At 55.7% G+C, this 21,415-nt stretch carries 23 protein-coding genes and 2 pseudogenes; 12 read left to right on the top strand and 13 right to left on the bottom strand.

Annotated features, from left to right (window positions below; all coding sequences use genetic code 11):
- The first annotated feature begins 1 nt into the window (after position 1).
- The 6 genes from P8S53_RS02780 to P8S53_RS02755 all read left to right on the top strand — a co-directional run bounded on the left by P8S53_RS02780 (position 2) and on the right by P8S53_RS02755 (position 7,095).
- Positions 2–955 (top strand): GDP-L-fucose synthase, encoded by a 954-nt coding sequence (locus P8S53_RS02780; protein WP_277805642.1) that lies wholly within the window; start codon positions 2–4, stop codon positions 953–955.
- A gap of 267 nt (positions 956–1,222) precedes the next feature.
- Entirely contained in the window at positions 1,223–2,407 is a 1,185-nt protein-coding gene (locus tag P8S53_RS02775; RefSeq protein ID WP_277805641.1) for a polysaccharide pyruvyl transferase family protein, read from the top strand.
- Complete coding sequence (locus tag P8S53_RS02770; RefSeq protein ID WP_277805640.1) at positions 2,404–3,639, top strand: glycosyltransferase family 4 protein; 1,236 nt, start codon at positions 2,404–2,406, stop codon at positions 3,637–3,639. The genes P8S53_RS02775 and P8S53_RS02770 overlap by 4 nt, the downstream gene beginning before the upstream one ends.
- A 6-nt stretch (positions 3,640–3,645) precedes the next feature.
- Positions 3,646–4,893 carry a hypothetical protein gene (locus tag P8S53_RS02765; protein WP_277805639.1) on the top strand — a complete coding sequence of 416 codons (1,248 nt, stop codon included), beginning with the start codon at positions 3,646–3,648 and terminating at the stop codon, positions 4,891–4,893.
- 43 nt (positions 4,894–4,936) lie between these two features.
- Positions 4,937–5,770, top strand: coding sequence for a sulfotransferase (locus P8S53_RS02760; protein ID WP_277805638.1), 834 nt, complete (start codon positions 4,937–4,939; stop codon positions 5,768–5,770).
- Positions 5,770–7,095: a lipopolysaccharide biosynthesis protein gene (locus tag P8S53_RS02755; protein ID WP_277805637.1), complete on the top strand. Its 1,326-nt coding sequence runs from the start codon at positions 5,770–5,772 to the stop codon at positions 7,093–7,095. The genes P8S53_RS02760 and P8S53_RS02755 overlap by 1 nt, the downstream gene beginning before the upstream one ends.
- Positions 7,096–7,097: 2 nt before the next feature.
- Here P8S53_RS02755 and P8S53_RS02750 read toward each other — a convergent pair whose 3' ends face one another.
- The 3 genes from P8S53_RS02750 to P8S53_RS02740 form a co-directional block, all read right to left on the bottom strand.
- On the bottom strand, positions 7,098–7,358 hold the full coding sequence (locus P8S53_RS02750; protein WP_277805636.1) for a hypothetical protein: 261 nt from the start codon (positions 7,356–7,358) through the stop codon (positions 7,098–7,100).
- Positions 7,355–8,410, bottom strand: a complete 1,056-nt coding sequence (locus P8S53_RS02745; protein WP_277805635.1) for a hypothetical protein — start codon at positions 8,408–8,410, stop codon at positions 7,355–7,357. The genes P8S53_RS02750 and P8S53_RS02745 overlap by 4 nt, the downstream gene beginning before the upstream one ends.
- Positions 8,411–8,715: 305 nt before the next feature.
- Complete coding sequence (locus tag P8S53_RS02740) at positions 8,716–8,979, bottom strand: hypothetical protein (RefSeq protein WP_277805634.1); 264 nt, start codon at positions 8,977–8,979, stop codon at positions 8,716–8,718.
- A 279-nt stretch (positions 8,980–9,258) separates the two neighbouring features.
- On the opposite strand from P8S53_RS02740, the gene P8S53_RS02735 reads away from it, so the two are divergent.
- Positions 9,259–10,125 carry a LysM peptidoglycan-binding domain-containing protein gene (locus P8S53_RS02735; protein ID WP_277805633.1) on the top strand — a complete coding sequence of 289 codons (867 nt, stop codon included), beginning with the start codon at positions 9,259–9,261 and terminating at the stop codon, positions 10,123–10,125.
- A 69-nt stretch (positions 10,126–10,194) separates the two neighbouring features.
- Positions 10,195–10,359, top strand: a complete 165-nt coding sequence (locus tag P8S53_RS02730) for a hypothetical protein (RefSeq protein ID WP_277805632.1) — start codon at positions 10,195–10,197, stop codon at positions 10,357–10,359.
- 542 nt (positions 10,360–10,901) lie between these two features.
- Here P8S53_RS02730 and P8S53_RS02725 read toward each other — a convergent pair.
- Complete coding sequence (locus tag P8S53_RS02725) at positions 10,902–11,621, bottom strand: SDR family NAD(P)-dependent oxidoreductase (protein ID WP_277805631.1); 720 nt, start codon at positions 11,619–11,621, stop codon at positions 10,902–10,904.
- A gap of 64 nt (positions 11,622–11,685) precedes the next feature.
- Between P8S53_RS02725 and P8S53_RS02720 the strand changes: the two genes are divergently transcribed.
- Positions 11,686–12,315, top strand: coding sequence for a TetR/AcrR family transcriptional regulator (locus P8S53_RS02720; protein ID WP_277805630.1), 630 nt, complete (start codon positions 11,686–11,688; stop codon positions 12,313–12,315).
- 228 nt (positions 12,316–12,543) lie between these two features.
- On the opposite strand, the gene P8S53_RS02715 is transcribed toward P8S53_RS02720, so the two are convergent.
- Both P8S53_RS02715 and P8S53_RS02710 read right to left on the bottom strand, forming a co-directional pair.
- On the bottom strand, positions 12,544–13,743 hold the full coding sequence (locus P8S53_RS02715) for an MFS transporter (RefSeq protein WP_277805629.1): 1,200 nt from the start codon (positions 13,741–13,743) through the stop codon (positions 12,544–12,546).
- Entirely contained in the window at positions 13,740–14,480 is a 741-nt protein-coding gene (locus P8S53_RS02710; RefSeq protein ID WP_277805628.1) for a 3-oxoacyl-ACP reductase family protein, read from the bottom strand. Before P8S53_RS02710 ends, P8S53_RS02715 begins: the two co-directional genes overlap by 4 nt.
- Positions 14,481–14,580: 100 nt before the next feature.
- Here P8S53_RS02710 and P8S53_RS02705 point away from each other — a divergent pair, with 100 nt between their 5' ends.
- The gene (locus tag P8S53_RS02705; protein ID WP_277805627.1) at positions 14,581–15,261 is read left to right on the top strand and encodes a TetR/AcrR family transcriptional regulator; all 681 of its coding nucleotides are present in this window, start codon (positions 14,581–14,583) and stop codon (positions 15,259–15,261) included.
- A 220-nt stretch (positions 15,262–15,481) separates the two neighbouring features.
- Here the strand turns inward: P8S53_RS02705 and P8S53_RS02700 are convergent, their stop codons facing one another.
- The 3 genes and pseudogenes from P8S53_RS02700 to P8S53_RS02695 form a co-directional block, all read right to left on the bottom strand.
- On the bottom strand, positions 15,482–16,780 hold the full coding sequence (locus tag P8S53_RS02700) for an ABC transporter substrate-binding protein (protein WP_277805626.1): 1,299 nt from the start codon (positions 16,778–16,780) through the stop codon (positions 15,482–15,484).
- A 147-nt stretch (positions 16,781–16,927) separates the two neighbouring features.
- Positions 16,928–17,068, bottom strand: a pseudogene (locus P8S53_RS21280) (sugar ABC transporter ATP-binding protein); the annotation flags it as partial.
- 121 nt (positions 17,069–17,189) lie between these two features.
- A pseudogene (locus P8S53_RS02695) lies at positions 17,190–17,594 on the bottom strand (dihydroxy-acid dehydratase); the annotation flags it as partial.
- 21 nt (positions 17,595–17,615) lie between these two features.
- Between P8S53_RS02695 and P8S53_RS02690 the strand changes: the two are divergent.
- Positions 17,616–17,852 (top strand): hypothetical protein, encoded by a 237-nt coding sequence (locus tag P8S53_RS02690; protein WP_277805625.1) that lies wholly within the window; start codon positions 17,616–17,618, stop codon positions 17,850–17,852.
- 160 nt (positions 17,853–18,012) lie between these two features.
- Positions 18,013–18,360: a TraR/DksA C4-type zinc finger protein gene (locus P8S53_RS02685; protein WP_277805624.1), complete on the top strand. Its 348-nt coding sequence runs from the start codon at positions 18,013–18,015 to the stop codon at positions 18,358–18,360.
- A 261-nt stretch (positions 18,361–18,621) separates the two neighbouring features.
- Here the strand turns inward: P8S53_RS02685 and P8S53_RS02680 are convergent, their stop codons facing one another.
- The 4 genes from P8S53_RS02680 to P8S53_RS02665 all read right to left on the bottom strand — a co-directional run bounded on the left by P8S53_RS02680 (position 18,622) and on the right by P8S53_RS02665 (position 21,390).
- The gene (locus P8S53_RS02680; RefSeq protein ID WP_277805623.1) at positions 18,622–18,801 is read right to left on the bottom strand and encodes a helix-turn-helix domain-containing protein; all 180 of its coding nucleotides are present in this window, start codon (positions 18,799–18,801) and stop codon (positions 18,622–18,624) included.
- Between the two features lie 42 nt (positions 18,802–18,843).
- Positions 18,844–19,944: an Mrp/NBP35 family ATP-binding protein gene (locus P8S53_RS02675; RefSeq protein ID WP_277805622.1), complete on the bottom strand. Its 1,101-nt coding sequence runs from the start codon at positions 19,942–19,944 to the stop codon at positions 18,844–18,846.
- Between the two features lie 85 nt (positions 19,945–20,029).
- The gene (locus P8S53_RS02670) at positions 20,030–20,542 is read right to left on the bottom strand and encodes a DUF2478 domain-containing protein (RefSeq protein ID WP_277805621.1); all 513 of its coding nucleotides are present in this window, start codon (positions 20,540–20,542) and stop codon (positions 20,030–20,032) included.
- Entirely contained in the window at positions 20,539–21,390 is an 852-nt protein-coding gene (locus P8S53_RS02665; RefSeq protein ID WP_277805620.1) for a molecular chaperone, read from the bottom strand. The genes P8S53_RS02670 and P8S53_RS02665 overlap by 4 nt, the downstream gene beginning before the upstream one ends.
- Between the last annotated feature and the right edge of the window lie 25 nt (positions 21,391–21,415).

Below are 21,415 nucleotides of genomic sequence, written 5' to 3'. Positions count from 1 at the left end.
TGTGGCGATCTGGGCCCTATCAGGTAAACGCATCTGGGTTGCCGGCCATCGCGGGATGGTCGGCAGCGCAGTAGCACGTCGCTTGAACTCCGAAGATTGCGAAATTTTATGCACGGACAGGGCGCATCTTGATCTGACCGATCAGGGTGCAGTCGGGGCCTGGGTGGCACAGAACAAGCCGGATGCGATCATATTGGCCGCCGCAAAGGTTGGTGGGATTCTGGCCAATACACATTATCCGGCCGATTTTCTGTATCAAAACCTGATGATTCAGACAAATGTCATGCATGCAGCACATCTAAATGATGTGTCGCGACTGATCTTTATTGGCTCGTCTGCTGTTTACCCCGCGCAGGCCCCTCAACCCATATCAGAAGACAGTCTTTTGCAAGGGCCATTAGACACGGCGCACGAAGGTTATGCCATTGCAAAGATTGCGGGTATCAAACTGGTGCAAGCCTATCGCAAGCAATACGGGCGAGACTGGATCGCGGCATTGCCAACAAATCTCTATGGGCCGGGCGACAATTTCGACCCGCAAACCAGTCACGTTCTGCCTGCTTTGATAAGCAAGGTTCATGACGCGAAGCAGGCCGGCGCCGACAGCATCACAATCTGGGGGACCGGGACGCCGCGCCGGGAATTTCTGCATGCGGATGATTGTGCCGATGCGCTGGTGCATCTGTTGGGATATTATTCGGACAATGATCCTGTAAATGTGGGATGCGGTGTTGACCTGTCTATTCTGGAATTAACGCACATTGTTTGTAATGTTGTCGGTTTTACTGGCAGGATTTTGTTAGATCACAGCAAGCCAGATGGCGTTGCCCGAAAGTTATTGTCGGTTGTTAAGCTGAAAGCGCTACAATGGCGGCCCGTCATAAGCTTAGAAGATGGTATCACAGAAACTTATTCTTGGTTTTTGGAAAATAACGTCCGAGGAGCACTGGCGTGAAAGCTATTCGAAAAAAGCGTATCTGTGTTGCTGTAAAGCTCGAATACGACTTCCAATCAGGAAGGAACGCAGTTTCTGTGCCTAAGTGCAACCCTCCAGTTTCCTGCTGGCTCTTGGGGTCAGTTGACGTAGCATCCATTTTTAGGAAAGTATTTCTTAAAATGATATGGAGCAACTGGAAGAATATTTCACTCCGCCAACTGTCTGGATCGGAAATGCAGGTTAGCAAAGTGTATCCGCTTCAGAAATCAAAAGGAGTGAAGATGAGTGAAATCAAGACGCGATCAAACTTTAGGTCCGCTGGAGCATATCATGTCTAAAACAAAGAAACGCGTATTCATATTAGGGCATCTTGGGTTCAGAAACTTTGGTGATGAACTAATGCTTCAAGGTTTCTTTGATGGAATCGGGTCGCTGCGCGAAGCAATTGAATGGAGCTTCCTTGTTCCAAAGGGTTCTGAGAATTTCAAAGACTATTCTGGATCACAGGTTCCCAGTGATGTTTCGTCAATAATGGCAGAATTGCGTTGCTGTGATGCTGTTGTCATAATGGGTGGAACATCCTTTCATGATAATTATCCTTTCAAACGAGTTATTCGTTATTGGATCAATCTGGCAGCCTATGTTTTTATTGCAAAAATCTGTCAATGGCGGAGAAAGCCATTTTTGATGATCGGCGTAGGCTTCGGTCCGGCCCGATATGGTTTGACAAGGTTTTTCATTAAAAAAATTATTGGCGCTTCAAATCAGATAGTTGTCCGGGATTCAACCTCTGAAAATCTGTTGAAATCACTCAAGATTGACGAAAGCAAGTATACCAGGGGTCAAGATTTGGCTTTGTTGTTCGGTCAGGATGCGGCTGACGTGAGGCCGAAAGAAAAGAAAATAGTCGTGAATTTCATAGACGAACCCTGTCTCAAGGAATCTGACGCACCATGGCACCAGAAGACAATTGAGTGTCTTTGTGTGGCGCTTGAGAAGTTTTTTCAGACTCATCCAGATCACGAATTGCATCTTCTGCCTTTGGGTATGGGGCGAAGTGACCGTGATGAGGTCGCTTTGGCGACTATCCACGAACGCCTCCGCTCGACCACAAACATCAAGATCGTGTTGCATCCCTTTTCCGCTGTTCCTGATACAGCAATATCTACGCTGAAAGAATGCGCGGCCTTCATCACATCAAGGTATCACGGGGCAGTGGCAGGATATGCGCTGTCTGTGCCAACATTCCATGTATGTTACCACCCGAAGGTCGATACATTTGCTCAAGATATTGGCGCATCTGACGACTATGTATTGACACCCGCAATGCACCCATCTGCGGATCAGTTTTCGCAATTCCTGCATGATGCTACCACTGATACATTCAGGCACCCAACGCTGGATGTTGTTACGGCAAGGAAAGCCGCCTTGCAGTCTGTAAGCACATTTAAACAAGAGGTCCTTCCATGACACGCAAAGTCGTCCTGTCAGTAATTCACGGACCGCGTTGGGGGGGGATTCATGGAATTGCCGAACTCATCGCTGCGCCGCTCCAGCTTGCGGGGGTGCATATGGTGATTGCAGTCCCGGATGAGTTTCCGGATGTGGATGTCACAAGGCTTGAAGTGGCTGGCGCGGAAGTTCGGAAATTGTCCCTCGGTCGGTTCAGAAAGTCCAGGAATCCCTTTGTCGTGCTGACGTCGCTGTTCGGGTTCTTTCCCACTGTGCTGGGATTGCGGCGCCTGATACGCAAGGTTGATGCCGACGTCGTGCAGGTCAACGGGTTGCACCACCTGCACGCTGCGATCGCCGGCAAGCTCAGTGGTGTTCCCGTGATCTGGCAGTTCCACTCGGATCAGCAGCCTCGATGGGTCAGAAAGTTGTGCTTGCCCTTGGTGCGACGGTGGGCCGACGCAGTAATGCTTGCTGGCGAAGGGCTGGATCGAGCGCTTGGGCTTGCACCTGACTTTCACCCTGAAATGTCGGTATTTACCACGCCGGTTGACACGGTCCGGTGCAGCCCGGACCCCGACAAACGCGCTACCGCGCGAAGCCAGATGAACGTTACGGACGAAGACATCGTGATTGGTGCGATAGGTTCAAAGGGACCGAACAAGAACCACGGTGAACTGATAGCCTTGATGCGGCATTTCAAAGGTGATGACCGCCGCGTAAAGCTTCGAATTTTTGGACCAAGCGAACCCGCACATCTGGATTGGTATATGACCCAGGTTACCAAACCGGCTGAAGAAGCGGGGTTGCTTGCTGACGGAACCGTTGCATTTCATGATCAGGTGAAAGATGTTTCCGTTCCGATCAACGGATTTGACATTTTCTGCCTGCCCTCCAGGGGCGAGGGCTCATCTCTTGTGCTTGCAGAGGCCATGGCCTGCGAGGTGCCGGTGGTGGCGAACGCAGTTGGCGGCATTCCCAAAACTGTTATAGACGGCGAAAACGGCTTTCTGAACCAGACACGCAGCTTGCCGGAATTGATACAGCATGTCGAAAAACTGGTTGACGATGCAGAATTACGCAGCACCCTTGGCAAGCAGGGAAGACAATTCGTGCTGGCGCACAGATCGGTTGAAAGTTGTGCTGCTGCAACTATAGGTGTCTGCAGTCGTCTGACTGGTGCCACTTTGCCGGACGAAAACCATAGGAACGAAGAACCACTACGGCTTAACAATACGTCTGAGAGGTAATTGTAATTGAGTGCTGTTGAGTTAAATCAGAAGATAGATGTTTGGCGCGTTGGGAAGGCCAAAAAAAGCTCGCAGTGGCGCGGGCGTTTAGCCTCATTTGGCTTCGCTATCCTTATTGTTTTTCCTTTGTTGCACTATTTTGAGCTAGCAAACTATTATGATCGAACTTCTTCCGAACGAGGGCGATTATATTCTTTGACTGGCGTTCTTGGTTTTCTCACGATTGCCTTGATGCTAATTTTAACCAAATTTGAAAACCCATTTAAGCATTCGTCTGTTGCTTTTTATTTCATAATCGCAATGCTAGGGATTGCCTTTCTCGGATCGATTACGAGCTTGCAGCCAATGTTTTCGCTTGCCTACAGCATTTTGCTTATAGCAGTGGTATTGTCGATGGCTTACCTGCGAGGAATTTTTGAAAATTCGTCACAAGGTCATTTAGCGATAGCTGCATGGGTTACTGCACTCATTGTTGTCTCACTTTTCTTTTATCATGATGTCGATTTTCCAAGAAGAGTAGGCGGTATTCAGCCTAATGAACTCGCAAAGGCCGCTATCGTTTCGATGGTTCTTGCTTTTTTGTCTGGAAGTAAATACCGTTTCCTATTTTTTATATTTGCAGCTTCTGTCACGCTTTTTGCAGCATCGCGAGGCGGGGTTTCAATTCTAGTAATTTTTAGTATAATTTATTTGTTCCAACGTCGGCCGTTAATAATTTCAATTCTGACATTATTTTTTGCTGGAGTCTTGGGAACAATTTCCTGGATATTTATTTCAACCTTCACACCAGATATCGCGAGATTATTTCTTGAAGATATACTTGCCCTAGAGCACAGCAGCCGTGCAGTTGTTGGAACGGGATTTACGGGGAGAACTGATCATTGGATGGTAGGAGCTAACTTATTCAGTGATGGCTCGTTTTGGCGTTTGTTTCTTGGATACGGGATCGGAACAAGAGAAAGCGTTCAGGTTGAAGATCTGCGATACGTTAACGCGCATCAAGGATATCTTAACTTGCTACTTGATGTTGGCTTGCTAGGAGCAGCTAGCTTTATTTTTGCTGTATTTTTTTCTATACGTGATTATTTTAAACGTTCATTTATTTACAATGATGGAAGGTATGCAGCCGCAGCAGGTGCCTTTTGTGTAGCATATTTGATAGTAATGTTTCTTGACCCTATCTACTTTAGGTTGGGAACACCATTTTCATCATTGTTCATTTATCTTGTTGTAACATCTGGTATAAGGAATTAGTCGTTATATTAATGGATAGACGCTTCTCTGAGAAAGAATTTCTATGGCCCTACCAAACTTCCTGATCATTGGTGCAATGAAAGCAGGCACGACTACTTTATATGCGGACCTGTATAATCACCCTGATATCTTTCTGACATCCGATAAGGAACCTTCCGGATTGCGTTGGTGCGACACGCCCGAAGGCGTGCGCCGTTATGAACGCCTGTTTGAGCGTGCAGGAAATAGTCGTGTTATTGGCGAAGCCTCGACCTTCTACACGAAAAGACCGTATTCCGACGGACTGGCAGAGCGTGCACGCTTATTGCTTGGCGCTGATGTGACAATTCTGTATTTGGTAAGAGAGCCGGTCAAAAGGATGGTAAGCCACTACCATCACGAAATTGGCCTTCAGGAAGAAGCCAGATCGCTGAATTCTGCGCTGCTGGATAACCCGGATTATGTGAACTTCAGTCGCTATGCATGGCAGCTTGCACCCTGGCAGGCGGCGTTTGGTCCCGAACGCGTTCATGTGCTGCAATTCGAACGCTACATTGCCGACCGCCGCGCGACATTGACCGAAGTGTGTCAGCTTCTTGGGGTGGACCCCGCGAAACTGGACATTGATGAAGGCCGTGCCTTCAATGCCAGCGCAGGTAAGCGGGTCGCGCGCGGACCTTGGCGACGCATCATCAGCTCGCGTTGGTACCGTGATCACATTCGATGGAGGTTTTCACAAGGTTTACGCGACAAACTCAAAGTTGTCTTGCCAAAGGCTCCTGAGAAATTGTCGGAAAGCCTCAGCCCTGAAACTGAAGCGTTGTTGCGCAAGCGGTTGGGCGAATCTGACGTCAGAATTTGGTCGCAAGCGGACCCTAATATACGAAATGACGGATAATGCTGCGTAGATTTCTATTGGCCGGGACACAGGTTTTCGGCTTTCAAGTCTTGACCGCTGTTTCATGGCTTCTGATCACCATAATCATCGCCAGAACCTTGCCAGCCGCAGAACTGGGGATCGTGCTGTTCTTTCACAGCCTGTCGCTTTCTCTTGGGATCGTCATTATGCTTGGAACCGGCGCATCAGCGCTGCGGTTTATCAGCGGTGCGCGCGGGGCCGGAGACTTCGTTGCCGCAGCCACAATCGTCAGGCGTGCGACGGTTTTATCCTTTATTCTGGGGGCTGCTTTCCTTGCGCTGGCCGCGATACTTGGTCAGTTGGGGACAGGGGCGATGATGGCGCGCTTTCCGGGTCTGCCTGATTGGGGGGTGCATGCAGCCCTTTGGGTCACTGCCGTGGCCCTCAGGATGAACGCTTTTGAACTGCTGATTGCTGAGGACAGGCCGTTATTGGCAGCGCTCCATTCCGGTTTCGGTGCGGCGGCAATGACTGCGGTTGCGTTGATCGCGATGCTCGCGGTAGGCGCAGAGGTGACGTTGGCGGCTGTCATGCATCTCGCGACGGGCACGGCGGTTCTGTCTGCAATCTCGGCACAGATGAATGCCCTGCGCTGTGCAGGCAAAGATGTCGGTATGGGCGCGCCCCATAGTTCTGAGGTAATTCCCGGGGTTGGGGTGCTGCTGCGTGTGGGCTTTCCCATCATGATTTCCAAGGCGCTGAGTTCGCGGAGGAAGGAAATCCTCGTGATTATACTTGCCGCTGTTTCCAGTGCCGAGGCAGTAGCGCTGCTGGGGTTGGCCAATCAGGTCGTTCAGGTTATTGCAATGCCGATTATTGCCGTGGCCGTTTTGATCAAGCCGCAGATCGCCAAAGCGGGCCGCAACGGCGATCTGGCGCAGAACATGCAACGCATAAGATCCTTGTGGTCGCTGTCGGTTGCGCCTGTGATCGCCATTGCAGCTTTATCTGCATTATTTGCCGAACCTTTGGCGCTTTTGGCATATGGACCGGGATATGGTGGCGTTGCCGCGCTGATTGTCGTGTCGATCATCGGGCGGCTTGTGACTGTTGCGGCCGGCCCAGGGCCGCAAACACTGATGATGACTGGCCACGAACGCGCACTTGCCGCGTTCAGCCTGCTGGAAATAGTCCCGCTTGTCATTTTGGGGGCTGTTCTTGGCAGCCAGTTCGGGGCATTTGGCGGGGCGTGGGCCTTCACAATCACGGTGACGCTTATGGCGGTTCTCTATAACGTCTATATCCGCCTGTATCTTGGGTTCTGGATATTCGCCTGGGTGTTTCCATCCAGCCTGAAAGGCTGAGGTCAATATCCCGGCCATAGCCCCATCAGTGTCAGGGCGCTGCGCCCATCTATTGCGACGATCTGAACAGTGGCGTTAACTGTGGCTTGTGGTGGCGGTGTCAGGTCATCTGGATCAGGTGCCCATGCCTGTGGCGGGCATGTTTCCTGCAATGCCGATGCAACACGATACAGGTTTCCGTGCGAATCCCGCCAAAGGGGCGCATCGGCCCCTGTAAGGGTCGCAGGCAACAAGACGGATTCAGCAGTCGTTACACGTATCATAAGGATACTCCTGCAAGCCGGGTCATGAATTTCTGCAAATGCAGTCGGTCCAATGTACTGACGGCTTCTGATATCAACGCGCCGCCGTAAAATCGGCCAGTCCCGAATGAATTTCCGAAGCGAAATAACGCATCCCCAGAGATGGGGCTAAGATCGCCTGTTCGCCATGCTGTCGTGACGTCGCCATTCAGCCAGACCTCGCCGGAACTGGTCGAGCTGACGCGTGACACCACGACATTGCGCTGCGCAAACCGCGTGTCAGTCACAACCAGCGAACGCCCGGCCGCAATGTCATGCCGCAACTGCCCGCCGCCCTCGGTCAATGTCCGGAAACGCAGCGCGTTTGTTGCCGATGTGGTGTTTCCAAAAACCGGGTCCACAACCCCGCCCAACGCGGCAGCCAGCGTGTATCGCCCCGGCGGTGAAAATGCTGTGGTCAATTGCATCCAGTCATCCACGCCGTCGGGTTGCAAATACCAAAGGTTGCGCTGATCCGGCTCTGTTACGTCAAACCCGCCTGCCCGCGCGATCTGCACGCCGCTGGCAGCGCTTGCCTGTTCGAGTTGCGGTGCGGATATACGCAGCGTCACATCAACTGGCACCCCCTGTGTGACAACGAATAAAAGCTGTGGCGCAACAAAGGCAGTCGTTTCTGCGGCAAGTGTCACAACATGACTATAGCGTTCCACAACGCCTGATGGGGTGATGGAAACAGATGCCGCATCAGCGGTCGTGCTGCCGGGTGTGGCGTAACCACGCGCGGGTCTGAACCCGATTTGCCCCCCGGATATGCCGCTTAGTGACCCCGCGACAAGTGACAGAAACACTGACCCCGCCCATACCTGACCCGATGTCGCAAATACTGCGTTGCTGCCCGCCAATAGCAAGGCGATTGTGCCTGTTGTGTCCGGTGTCCCGGCTATCTGCAAATCCACATAGGGCAATCCCCCCGCCTGCCCAAATCCGACAACCCCCAAGTTGACGGTAGGGATCGGCGTTCCTGTGCGCATCCAGCCGGTGGGCAGCGCGCCACCAGCGCCCAGCACGCCCATAGCCGCCCCATCGTTCGTGTTGTTTGGCAGGCGGTTTGCCAACCCGCGCGCCGGATGCCTGCCCAAAGCAGGCCTTTGGCTGGGTATTGGTTGCACCGCGTGATTTCCCTGTCCCGAAAGATCGCGCATTACAGCAACTGACTGACCGGGCTGAACTGCGGGCAAAGTGCCTGCCATGTCCTGAAACAGTCCGGTCCGGGCGGAATAGACTGCACCACCGATACCTTGACCGAACAGTTGCGACGGTGACCACGGGCGCAGCATCGCGCCCGTCAAGCTATTCACTCCAAGGGATAGGTCCAGTTTCATGCGACCACCAAAGCATGAATGCCACTGGCTGTCGTTCCGGTTGCGCGCACTCTGCGCGTTCCAACCGGCAGCAACGCCAGATCCCCGACGCTAACAGTCCGGATTTCGTTGCGCACCGTCACAATACTCAGGGCTCCGCCCTCTTCGACATAAAGCGCCGAGGCAATATGTTCCAGATCTTCGGTGTCATGTGGAATGACTGGCAATATGTCGGTTGCTGGACCAGCAGGCGTCAGCGCATGCGACTTGAAAATATCCATTCGGGCAGCCTTTCAGGTTAAACAGGTCTCTCTGGCGTAAAGCGAACGCACAGAACCATGACATATTGCTTTGGAAAGCTTAGAGTTCTTCCAACACCGCGCGCGCTGTGTTTACACTGAATTCGTGGCGGGGTGACGGTCGGATATGCATCGCATTCTTGCCCAACGCACAGGCACTTCGGAGAATGTGGCCGGAAACATGCCCGCAGGGGGTTCAGTTTTGCCCGCATCCCGACTAAAGTGATTACAGTCAGAATTTGAAACGGAGGTGATGGAAAAATGTCAAGCAAACGTAAGTGCCAAAGCGTATTCGGGGTTGCTGCATTTGCATTTTCCACCGTTGCAGCGCAACCTATGCTGGCGAACGAATATGTCGTCCAGCGTGGTGATACCATTCAATCCATCGCAGCCGCGCAACTAGGAAATGTCGGGCAATGGCGTTCTCTATGTGATCTGAACGCCGACAAGATCGAGGATTGTGATCTCATATTTTTCGGAATGACCTTGCGTCTGGCTGCGGAACCGGAGCTTGAAGCCGAGCAGCCAGAGCCAGAAGCCGCGCCTGCGCAAGCTCAGCAAGATCCGGCACAGGAAGAATCGCCTGCAGTTGTGGCGATGACGCAGAACCTGCTGCCTGACTATGACCTTGCCTCTGCTCAGGTGGGCATCATCGGCGAGGGCGCGCAATTGCCGGCCGGATGGCGGGTGTCATTTTCCGGTGGCGCCGACGGGGTTGCTGAAATCACTTCGGTCACCGACACCCATGTGGACATCATGGTTAATCAGACCGCTTTGAGCGGGTCTTTTATGCTGCATTTCACCGACGAAGCAGGGGACTCAATCGAAACTGAACCTGGTCAGGTCTGGAACGTTACTGCGGAAATCGCGTTGATTTCAGGTAGCCTTGGGGATAACGGCGTCGCTTTGCTTAGTGGCACCGAACGCAGGGCTGATCGTGGTGTGACGTCAGCTGGGATTGCATTCACCCGCCAACTTGATCTTGACTCAGCGCTGCAGCTTTTTTCGGGTCAGGCGACGATTTCCGATCCAGAAACCGTCCAGATGAACCCCGACTTTCGCGTACGCAGCAGCGGCCCCTGGACAGCAGAGTTCCGTATAGCACGCCCAATGCTTGCCCCTGAATAGTGTCGGGTCCGACCCCGTTGCCGCAGGCCGCGCGGTGGGCAAACTGCTTGATCCGCAGGATTGATCGCGTTGGCCCGCATCGGGAAAGCGTGTGGCTGTGGCTTGATTGGCACGGCCATCGCGGTCTATGAAGCCGCCGCCAAACTGGAAGAACCCCGCGCAAGTGTCATGCTGATGCGCATTGTCAGGAGTGAAGACAGCCCCTTTCACGATCCTGACCGCGCGTGTCCCTGACGGCGCACCTGACGCATTCAAGCGGGCCGCAACGGGGCACATGAGGGCAGGGTCTTTGGTGCGAACCGTCCTGTGACGGACCGTGGGGGATACCAGCGAAAGCCCAGCACACTTGGCGTTGTGTCGATATGAACTGTAGCGTTGACGCAGTCGCAGAGTTACCTGTTCGAGACCACGCTTCGGATGACGACGTCTTCAAACGAACCTTTTGTCGCATTTCAGCTGCATGATGGTCGTGACGGGTGCGCACCACCACTAAGCCTATGCTGTCGCGGAATGGCCGGCTGTGTTCACAACCGCGACCAGCGCTCTGCAACGCATACTGGGCCGAGGCGCCGACGCGATGGCACGCCGCATCATTTCCGGGCGTTTTTCCATTTCAATGGCTCTGGGGGAATTGATGTGTCTATCGAGATGGACGGGCGCACCGCACTCTCAGGCAGATACGCACCGTCAACAGACGCCCGTTTCGTGCGATCCGAGAGGTTCTTCGTTAAGCATGGCGTCTATTCACGGCAGGTTTGGCCGTATGACCTGACGCTTCACCAGGGTGTCATGCCGTCAGGTTCCACGAAGATACCGCTGTCATCGCCACCAAGGGCGTATTTCACCGGCAGGCGTGCGCCCTCTGCGGGTGTCATGGTGCCGTAGCCCGTCAGGTCCGTCTTGACGAACCCCGGGCTGACGGAATTTACCTTGATGGCGGTTTCCTTCAACTCCTCATGCAACTGCACTGTCAGCATGTTTGTCGCGGCTTTCGACGCGTTGTAGCCGATGAACTGATTGGCATAATAGGGCGACGCCGGATCGCCGTTCAGGGTTAAGGAGCCAAGGGAGCTCGACAGGTTGACGATCCGGCCTTGGGGTGCCTTGTGCAGCAGCGGCAGCATTGCCTGCGTGACGGCCAGTGTCCCGATGAAGTTGACCTCCATCACCTGCCGGACAGCCGCAATCGCGGCCATGCTTGGGGTGGCGTCGGCAAAATCAAAAATGCCGGCATTGTTGACAAGGATGTCAAGGCGGCCGTGCCGTGCCCCGATCTGCATTGCCGCATCGTTGATCGTGGTGTGGTCAAGAAGATCAAGCGCAATGCTTTCTGCGGCAAGGCCGTCCCTTGCCAGATCCGCCAGTGCGCCACTGGCGCGGGAGGCGTCGCGCGCCCCGATGATGACCTGAACGCCCGCCTGCGCAAGCTGGCGCGCGATTTCCAAACCGATCCCTTTGTTGCCACCTGTGATAAGGGCGATGCGTGGTTGTGTCATGGGTCTTTCCTTGTCTGAGAATATCGTCAGAATATGAGGAAAGCTTCAGGTTTTGGATTCGCATATGCCCAGCCCGCCCCCGACTGCCCTGCAACCCCGAAAAACACCGGCCCAGAGCCGCTCGCGCGTGACCGTGGAGGCGATTTATGAGGCCACCATTCAGGTTTTGCTGCGGGATGGCATGAACGAATTGACGACAACCCGCGTGGCAGAGCGCGCCGGTGTGTCGGTCGGCACCATGTATCAGTATTTCCCAAACAAGCAGGCGCTGGTCTATGCGTTGAACGAACGTTACCTGGATGCGCTGGCAGCAAAGATCGAGGCCACCTGCCGGGAACAGTCCGGCGCGCCACTGGCGCAGATGGTCGAGGCGCTGATCCAGACCTACTGGACAGCCAAGACCGAGCGCGCAGATATCACACGCGCGCTCTATCGTTCTGTGGCGGAACTGAACAACGACGCCCTTGTTCACGCCTTTGCCGAACGGGTCGACCGCGCAACAACGCAGATGTTCTCAGGCGCCTGCGATGCTTTGTTCGCTGACGTGCCGCGGGCAAATCTGGCGCTGGTCACTGTGATCTATGGCACGGTGCGCAATGCTTTTGAGCGTGGGCTGTCGGAGCAAGAGGCCGCCCACCTGCGACAGGACCTGACAACCATGTGCCGCGCTTATCTGGATGGCTTTACGGTGTAAGGTTGGCCGTCGTCTGCTGTTCACTGTCTTGGTGTGTCGCACCGCAGTTTCACCTGACCTGCTTGATTTTGCGCAGCGGGTGCTGCGCAGGAATGCGCGCTTCCAGATCACATCGCTGACAGCAGCCCGCTCGTCTTGTCCGTCGCCCGATCATCCCCCCGCCGGTGTCGTTCCGGGTGTGAATCCTGTTCTCAAAGACTGTCGAAGACCGACTATTTCAGCAACCTTCTAACGGAACCTCTTTGCGACATGTTTATTTGCATTGGTGATCCGTGAGAGGCACACGCCGATTGCCAGAACAAGAAACCCCGGCACAGCTACCCCGATACCGATGGCATCAAGGCCCGTGTGTCTGATCACGAACCCGCCAAGAATGGCCCCCATGACTATCCCCAGATTGGCAATGGCGATGTTAAGGGCCGCCGCGAATGCTGGCGCATCCTGTGCGACAGACATCACCCTAACCTGACAGGCAAGGAATGCTGCGGCATGTGCTGCGCCCCACGGGATCAGCAGGGCCAAGGCCGCCCCCTTGTGCCCTCCCAGAAATGCCAACGCACCTGTTGCCACCACAAGCACAAGCGTTGTCACCAGTGTCGGCGCGATGACGTGCTGGTCGACAACCTGCGCAATCAACCAGTTCCCTGCGAGACCAGCCAGCCCGAAGCCGAAGAGGGCGAGCGAAATTCCTTGAGTGGTAAGGCCCACGACGTGTTCAAGATATACGCCAAGATAACTGTATGCAGCGAACATGGCCGTAAATAAGAAACCCGACATCGCCAAGTGCAAAAGCAAAGGTTTGCGTCGCAGGATTAAGACCTGACGGCGGAAATACGATTGCGGATCACCCGAAGGCGCGCAAGCGTTTCGCAGAGTATGCGGGATCAATGCCGCAACTCCTGCTGTAAGGATACCAACTCCCAAGAATACAACATGCCACCCCAGCAGATCGGTGAGGGCTACTGCAAGCGGAACACCGATGACAATACCTGCAAGTGTTCCCAGATTGATCTGACCAATAGCCTTTCCTCCTTGCCCGGTCGCCGCCGTAGCGGCGACTGCGGCGCTTGCAACGGCTATAAATGGCGTAAGAAGCGCGCCTTGGATAACCCGCACTAAAAGCATCACGCCAAAATCGGGCCACAAGGCCGCGACAATACTCGCTGCTGAGAAGACCCACATGCAGAATGCAAGTGCCCCTGCTGCGGTCCAGCGATTGATCAACAGGGTCAAGACGGGGCCGACTGTGCCAGCCGAAAGGGCGAAAACCGCAATCAAAAGACCTGCACGTTCGGGGATTATACTGAAATCGACGGCAAAAAGGGACAAAAGCCCAATCGGCAGGAACTCCATCGTCACGATCATTGCCGCGCCACAAGCAAGCACGGCGGTTTTACCCGCCGTGCCAGTGCCCGCAAGCTTGCTCATGCGTTCGTGCCACCGTCGATGACATATTCAGCGCCCGTGACGGAGCGGGCTTCAGGGCCGGCAAGCCATGCGACCAGGCTTGCGACATCGGCAGGATCACCATAGCGCGGGATCGCCATCTGTGCGCGTTGCGCATCAGCCATGTCACCTGAAGCCGGGTTCATATCCGTGTCAGTTGAGCCCGGATGCACGATGTTTGCTGTAATCGCCCGTTCACCAAGATCGCGTGCCAGTCCACGCGTAAATCCGATCAACGCGGACTTGCTCAATGCATAGAGGCTGATTCCGGGCCAGGGCACTTGGGATGCGAGATTGCTGCCAATCGTAATAACCCTGCCACCATCCGGCATATGGGCAACGGCACTCTTAGTGGCAACAAAGACACCGCGGACATTTATGTCTACTGTCCGGTCGAAGTCTTCAAGCGTGAGTTCGGAAATAGGGCGCGCGTCGATTATCCCGGCATTGTTGACCAGAATGTTGATGTGCCCCTCTGCCGCCGCAACGGTATCGATTGCGGCTGTAACAGCTTCAGCATTTCGATTGTCCGCCTGTATAGCGATGCCCCTTCCGCCTGCTGTCTTGATCGACGATATCACCTCTGCGGCTTTGTCACCTTCGGTTGCATAGGTAATCGCCACATAGGCACCTTCCCGCGCGAGCCGCTTTGCAATCGCTGCGCCCATTCCGCGGCTGCCACCGGTGACAAGTGCAATCTTTCCATTCAGTGCTGACATTTCATCTCTTTCTGTATCGATTGATACATATCACCTAAACCCCCTTGTCGCAGGCCGTCAAGTAATTTATTTATCGATCATCACATAAAGGGATCAGCGCATGAAAGCCCGAGGCAGGCCGCGTACATTCGACAGGCAGGAGGCCCTGCGCAAAGCGATGGAGGTGTTCTGGTCGAGGGGCTATGAGCATTCCTCCCTCTCAGATTTGACTGTGGCCATGGGCATCAATTCACCAAGCCTCTACGCGGCTTTCGGAAACAAAGAAGAATTGTTTCGGGAAGCGCTCGAACTTTATTCCAAGACAGAAGGCGGCGGAATTTGGAGTGGCGTCGCAACTGCACCCACAGCGCGCATTGCCTGCGAGGTTCTTTTGCGCTCCACGGCAGAGGCATTCGCACAAGACGATAGACGACGGGGATGCATGATTGTGCTCTCCGCCCCGCAAGCAGAAGGCTCCACCCCGTCGGTCTGCGACGACCTTAGTATGCGGCGCCGCGAGACCACAATGCTGCTGGAAAAGCGGCTTGAACGCGCGGTTCATGAACACGAACTTCAAAGCGGTACAGACTATGGTGTGATTGCCGCATTTATTGCGACTGTCCAACATGGAATGTCTATTCAGGCGCGCGATGGCGCCTCGCGTGAAAGGTTACTTGGGATCGCGCGTTGCGCAATGGCAGCTTGGGAAAGCCTGATGGTTATGCGTGAGTACGCACCCCCACCAGCATCAGATCATGGTGAAGATGGTGCCGCGGTGCCTGCCCGGTCGCGAACGGAATAAGGTGACAGCGTGTCGGGGAAGCGCCACGAGATGCCGGGAACGTCGGTTTGGCCGACCATGTCGAATCGACCATCGCCTGCGCAAGGGACGAATTGCCGCCCGTGACCTTGCCGCATCACATCCGCAGCAAGGCGTCCGCGGCTGGTCGGCGTACCACGCGCGACCGGCAACAATGCGCAGGCAGTGTGGCCTCTGTCACGAAGCCCACACCCCCCCTTTTTCAGCTGTGGACATCGGTCGCGTAGTCGCCTGCTGCATTCCAGATGACCGACCCATATTCCGGAATACCCTGACGGATGAACACCGCATCCAGCGCGTCCTGAAGGACAGGCAGGTATTCGGGATAGAACGGGCGCTGGTTGACAAGCTCTTCATCCGCGAAATGTTCAGGGCGGAAGAAATTGGCCGTCATCCGCGCCCATTCCATTGACTGGTCTTCGATCAGCCATTGCAGGAACTTGAAGGATTCTTCGGCATTGGGTGTATCAAACACCATGATACCGCCGCCCCCGATATAGGGAACCCCCTGGGTATATCCGCCCAAATTTCCTTCATAGACGGGCAGAACCTTGTAATGGACATTTCCGGCGGCATCACCATCAGGGTCTTCGACCGTGTCAATCCCGAAGGCCCAAAGGGTCGCCATGGCCAACCGGCCTTCGCGGAAATATTCAAGGTGTTCAAGGAAATCCCAGTTATAGGCGGTGGGCGGCGCTGTATCATGCACCAGACGCTCGAACAGTTCTGTCGCTTCCAGGAAAATTGGCTGGTCAATGTCGGGCATATAGTCTTCGTCAAAACCGGCCAGACCTGCCGAATACATGGTAAGCAGGAATGCGCGCGCGGCACCCGACGGGTGGCGCAGCGAATCCGACCAGCCATAAACAGGACGTTCCAGAACGTTCCCGGCAAGGGTGTCCCCGGCATCGCGGGTGAAAAATTGGCCGACCTCATGCAGGTCCTGCCACGATTGCGGATATTCCAGTTCCCGACCGTGCTGTTCTTCAAATGCCGCGCGTTCATCGGGGTGTTCAAACCAGTCCCTGCGCGCGGCAAAGATTGGCGCCGAAGGGGTATGCGCGATCGAGATGATGTCGCCGGGGCGGGCGGTGCTGGACATATGCGCCTCGACCACCAGTTCGGGGAACGCATCAAGGTCCATCCCGTATTTTTCGATGAAAGGACGCAGGTCCGCGACGTGATCAACGAAACTCCCGAACCAACCGGGGCTGTGATAGCCCATATCGAAATAGCCTGTATTGCCAATCGCTTCGATTGTCATACGATCCCGAAGCTGGTCCGGGGGCAGCACCTCGCCAATGACGCGCACGCCTGTCAGTTCTTCATATTTTGGAATGAAATAGTCCAGCAACGGCTGGACATGCGAACCGGGATGAATTGCATAGCGCAGTTCTACGTCCTGCGCATGTGCGGCGCTGATACCACTGGTAACAAGTATAGTGCTGGCAAGTGCTGTAACCTGCACGCGTTTTAGCGGTTTTCTAAGGTTTCCAAGCATATTCTCTCCTCCCTGGAGCTAAGTTGAAAAGGCTCTCGGTATTCGTCCATCATGGGCGGTTTGCCCATGGCAGACCTGTTCACTTGGCGTCTTCTCCTTTCGTGTTGCCTTCAATCGCCCGCGGGCATTCGCTTGCCACTTTTGGCGTCGAAGATATGAAGCTTTGCCGCAGCCTGACGGACCAACCAGAATGACGAACTCGCCATCTTCGATCTGCGCAGAAACGCCATGCATGACTTCTACCTGCCCGTATGCCTTCCGGACGTTGTCGATGGTTACTCCACCCATGCCGGTTTTATCTCCCCCAGTTTGTAGATCTTGTTTTGAAGCGCTGTTTTCTTCCGCCGCGCAGAATATGCGGCTGGCTGTGGTTTGCGGCCCCCTGCGCTGGTAGATGCAAGCCGGGCCATCAGTGCGAATCCCGTCCGACGTCCCTGCCACGTTTCCCGCGCAGGAAATCAAGGTCCGCACCAGTATCTGCGCCGCCTACATGGTGCTGGTGCAGCCACGCATATCCCGAATCCGGCATGTCGTGGCTGGGCGTCCATCCGTCCAGTCGACGGGTCAACTCGGCGTCAGAGATATGCAGATGCAACCGACGCGCCTTGATATCGACCTCGATCATGTCGCCGGACTGGACCACGGCCAGTGGCCCGCCAGCGGCGGCTTCCGGGCTTGCGTGCAGAATGACCGTCCCATACGCCGTGCCCGACATCCGCGCGTCCGATATGCGGATCATGTCTGTGATCCCCTTGCGCAGCACCTTCGGCGGCAGGCCCATATTCCCCACTTCCGACATGCCGGGGTAGCCGCGCGCATTCTAAGCACGTCGTCCTTGCTGCTTACATTGGGGATCATTAGCGATACCAATGCAATTGCGCCGGTCGCACGCTCGGTCGCAGAGTTCTATTCGCGCCGCAGCGGGCTAGGTGGCAATATCGCGGTGCTGGACATGGCCGACGAGATCGCCATTTCACCCTATTCGATCGTCCTTCCTTCCAATTCAGAACTCTCGCCTGCGGCGCGCCGTGTGCTGACAGCGCTTGATCTTGAACACAATCGAGCATGTTGACGTGCCACACATTGCCGGAGCTGCGCCTCCATTCGGACTATTGATGCAAGCATCGCGCCACGACCACAGGCAAGATTGCGCAACCGCAGCCTGATCATCGGGTCCACCACCACGGCAATTCTTTCGTGCAAGATTCCTGTCGTTTTGCTACGCTGATGCTATGAATGAACCTACAGACTCTGAGTTGGCGGAACGCTACCAACCACTTCTTGTGTCCAAAGCTGCGGAGTTGCGCGCAAACTCGGAACAAACCTCGACAGACCGTCGACCCGTCGAACTTGACCAGCAAAGCGTCGGTCGCTTAAGCCGGATGGATGCTATGCAACAACAAGCCATGTCAGCGGCGCAGGAAAGCCGCCGACGCGCCCGGATGGTGGCGATTGATGCAGCGTTGCGGCGGCTGGCGCAAGGCGAATTTGGCTGGTGTTCGGAATGCGGAGAATTCATCGGGATCGAACGGCTTGATCTTGATCCGACGCTGATGCACTGTGTTGACTGCGCGCGCTGATCTGGGATTGCGTGGAGCCCTGCCTGTTACGCAACTATTGGAACAAACGCACGGACGGCCGCAAATGGTTTTTTTGCATCAACGGCGTTTGGGTGGTTTGCTAAGTCCCTTTTGTCCGGGAGTGCCGGACCTCAGACTGGCCAAGATTAATTCTCAAGGATGCAGTGTCTATTTTTCAACAAAATATACCGCAGCGAACACGAGCGACCGGTTCAGCGATGCCGCATGCTGCCGACGATGAACGACAGACAAGGACCGACATTACCCGGCCAAATCACCCATGCTCACACCGGGCGCATCGGCCAAGGCCCGCAGGGTCGTGACCGAGCCCTGCTTTCGACCGGTTTCGATCTTGGCCACCGTCACGCGGTTCACGCCCGCGTTCTCGGTCAGTGGGCCGCGCCTGTGGCCCTTGTCCAGTATGGTCGCGTCCCTTTCCATGTCACTTCCTGCCTGCCGGTTATTCTGTCCAGCCGCAGGCCGTCAGACTGCCTGCGCCGCATGTTCAGCAGCCTTGATCAGCCGCGCGGCCAGCTTGCCGTAGATTTCGGCAATCCCGTCATCCCCAAGCGCAATGGGCCTGCCTTCATCCCCGGACAGGCGCACATCAAGGCTGATCGGGATTTCCGCCAGAAGCGGCAGGCCCAGTTTCTCAGCCTCGGCGCGCACACCACCTTGCCCAAAGATATGCGCCTCATGCCCGCATTCGGGGCAGATATAGCCGGACATATTCTCGATCAGCCCAATCACCTCGGTTCCCAGTTTGGTGAATGCGATCAGCGCCTTCTGCGCATCCATCATCGCCACGTCTTGAGGGGTGGAGACAACGATCGCGCCAGTCACGTCAAAATAGGTGCAAAGCGTCAGTTGAATGTCGCCCGTACCCGGCGGCATATCCACGATCAGGACGTCCAGATTGCCCCAGCGCACATCGTTCAAAAGCTGCTGTAGCGCGCCCATCAGCATGGGGCCACGCCAGATCACGGCCTCATCCTTGGGCAAAAGCACCCCAATCGACATGAATTTTACACCATGCGATTCCAGCGGGATGATCTGCTTGCCATCAGGCGACATCGGCGGGCGGTCCAGCCCCATCATACGCGGCTGACTGGGGCCGTAGATATCGGCATCCAGCAAGCCCACTTTCCAGCCCTGCCGCGCCATCGCAACGGCGAGGTTGGACGAAACAGTGGACTTGCCCACGCCCCCCTTGCCCGATCCGATGGCAAGGATGCGTTTGACGCCGGGAATGGATTTCGGCTCTGGCTTGCCAGTCGGGTGGCGGCCAATTTCCAGTTGCGGCGGCGCGCCCTGTCCTGCCTTGGGTTGCGCCTTGGTCTGATGCGCGGTGATCGCAATCTGCACATCATTCACACCTTCCAGTGCGCGCAACGCGGCGGTTGCCGCCTGTTGGACGGGGCCAAGTAACTTGGCCATGGCTGCGTCGGGCGCTTCAATCACAAAGCGCACCTTGTCGCCGTCTATCTGGAGGGCGCGCACAAGGTCAGCGCCGACCAGATTGCCACCATCCGGCAGCGGGACTTTTTGCAGTTGCGAAAGGATGGTCTCATTGCTGACGGGCATTAAGGTATTCCTATCTTTTTGATGTTTTCATATCGGACGACGCCACAGTGCAGAAGCAAACAGGTTTGCGCGGGGGCAATCTGCTTCAGGCGGCGTGGCTGCGGCGATGCGCGATGGCCCAAGCGGTGATTGTATTCGCGTCTGCGGCCAGATCATGTGCCAGCCCCCCTGCGAACGCATGGAACGCCCCATGATTGAGCGGGTTGACCCCCACCAGAACTGGTAATCCGCGCGCCATCGCCTCGGCGATCACAGGCACGAAACCGCGCCCTTCCGCCTCTTGCTTGCCGAATTTATTGACTACCAGCAGCTCTGCCCGATCCAGCCGGTCCAGCGTTGCGGCAACGGCGGCTTCCAGCACACCGGCATCCAGCAGGCACCCGCGTGCATGTGCGCCACGATCTTCGCTGATGCGCAGCACAGGGCCATCAGGCAAGATGTGCAGATCCATATCGCACCGTCGCCGATCTGCGCGCTGCGGGTTGGATTGCACCGTGCCCACAAGCCGCACACCTTGCGCCTGTATCAGCGCAACGGCTTGCGCAAGGCAGGCATCGGTCAACCCCTTGCCCGCGACAGAAACACAGGCAAGCATCATGCCCGCACCGCATCGGTATCGCCAAGCGCGCGGCGCGCGGTAAAGACCGCATCGCTCCACGCTTCATTCGCGGCGACATGGTCCCAAGCCAACCCCGCCTGTTCCAGCCGGTAGGCCACTTCCGCCAGATCCTGCGCCGTGACATCGCCCAGACCGCGCGAAGACCCTTGTGGCAGACCAGCGCCAGCAGGCAGGGCCTCAATCGGGGCGCCCGCACGCGCCTGCTCCACGGCCAGCCACAGGATACGGGCCAGATGTTCGTAAGCACGGTTCAGACCGTCATCAGCGCAGGCTTTTTCCAGATCGCGCAGAAAGGGGGTGCACCATTGCACCGGATAGCGGGCAATGAAGGCTTCGGCCTCGGCCATATAGGCGCGGGCTTCCATGTTTTGCGCGGCTTTCGCATAATCGCCCGCGCGGCCATAGAGGAAGGACAGGAATTCAAGCTGAAGCGGAACTGCATCGTAGAAATCGCGCATGTCCGCATTTTTTGCGACCCCGTGACGCGCATAAATCGCGCGCAACTCCTGCTCGATCTGCCCGGACTTGCCACCATCCATGTAGAAGCCCGCGTTCAGCACCACAGGCGTTGGCGGGGCGATGAACAGCTTGGAATACAGCCGCAACAGATCCAGATCATTGCCGAGCCTGGCCGCATCCCTGCGCAACGCGGCAATATCTTCATGTGCGACAAGTCCGGTTTCCTCGGCAATAGCCTTCAGGTCATCGGCCAGATGTTGGGCGAACACATCGCGGAACGCGTCGCCTGCGGGTTTGCCAAAGGCGCGCGCCAGGCACAGCCACAGGTCGCGGCGGGAATAGGCATCGGCGGCCAGTGTATCACTCATCTTGATCCTCCCGTGATCCTTTCAC

Origin of the sequence: Roseinatronobacter sp. S2, from assembly GCF_029581395.1 — a bacterium.
Lineage (GTDB): Bacteria > Pseudomonadota > Alphaproteobacteria > Rhodobacterales > Rhodobacteraceae > Roseinatronobacter.
The sequence above is the reverse complement of the archived record's forward strand: the minus strand, read 5'-3'. Positions and strand labels throughout refer to the sequence as shown.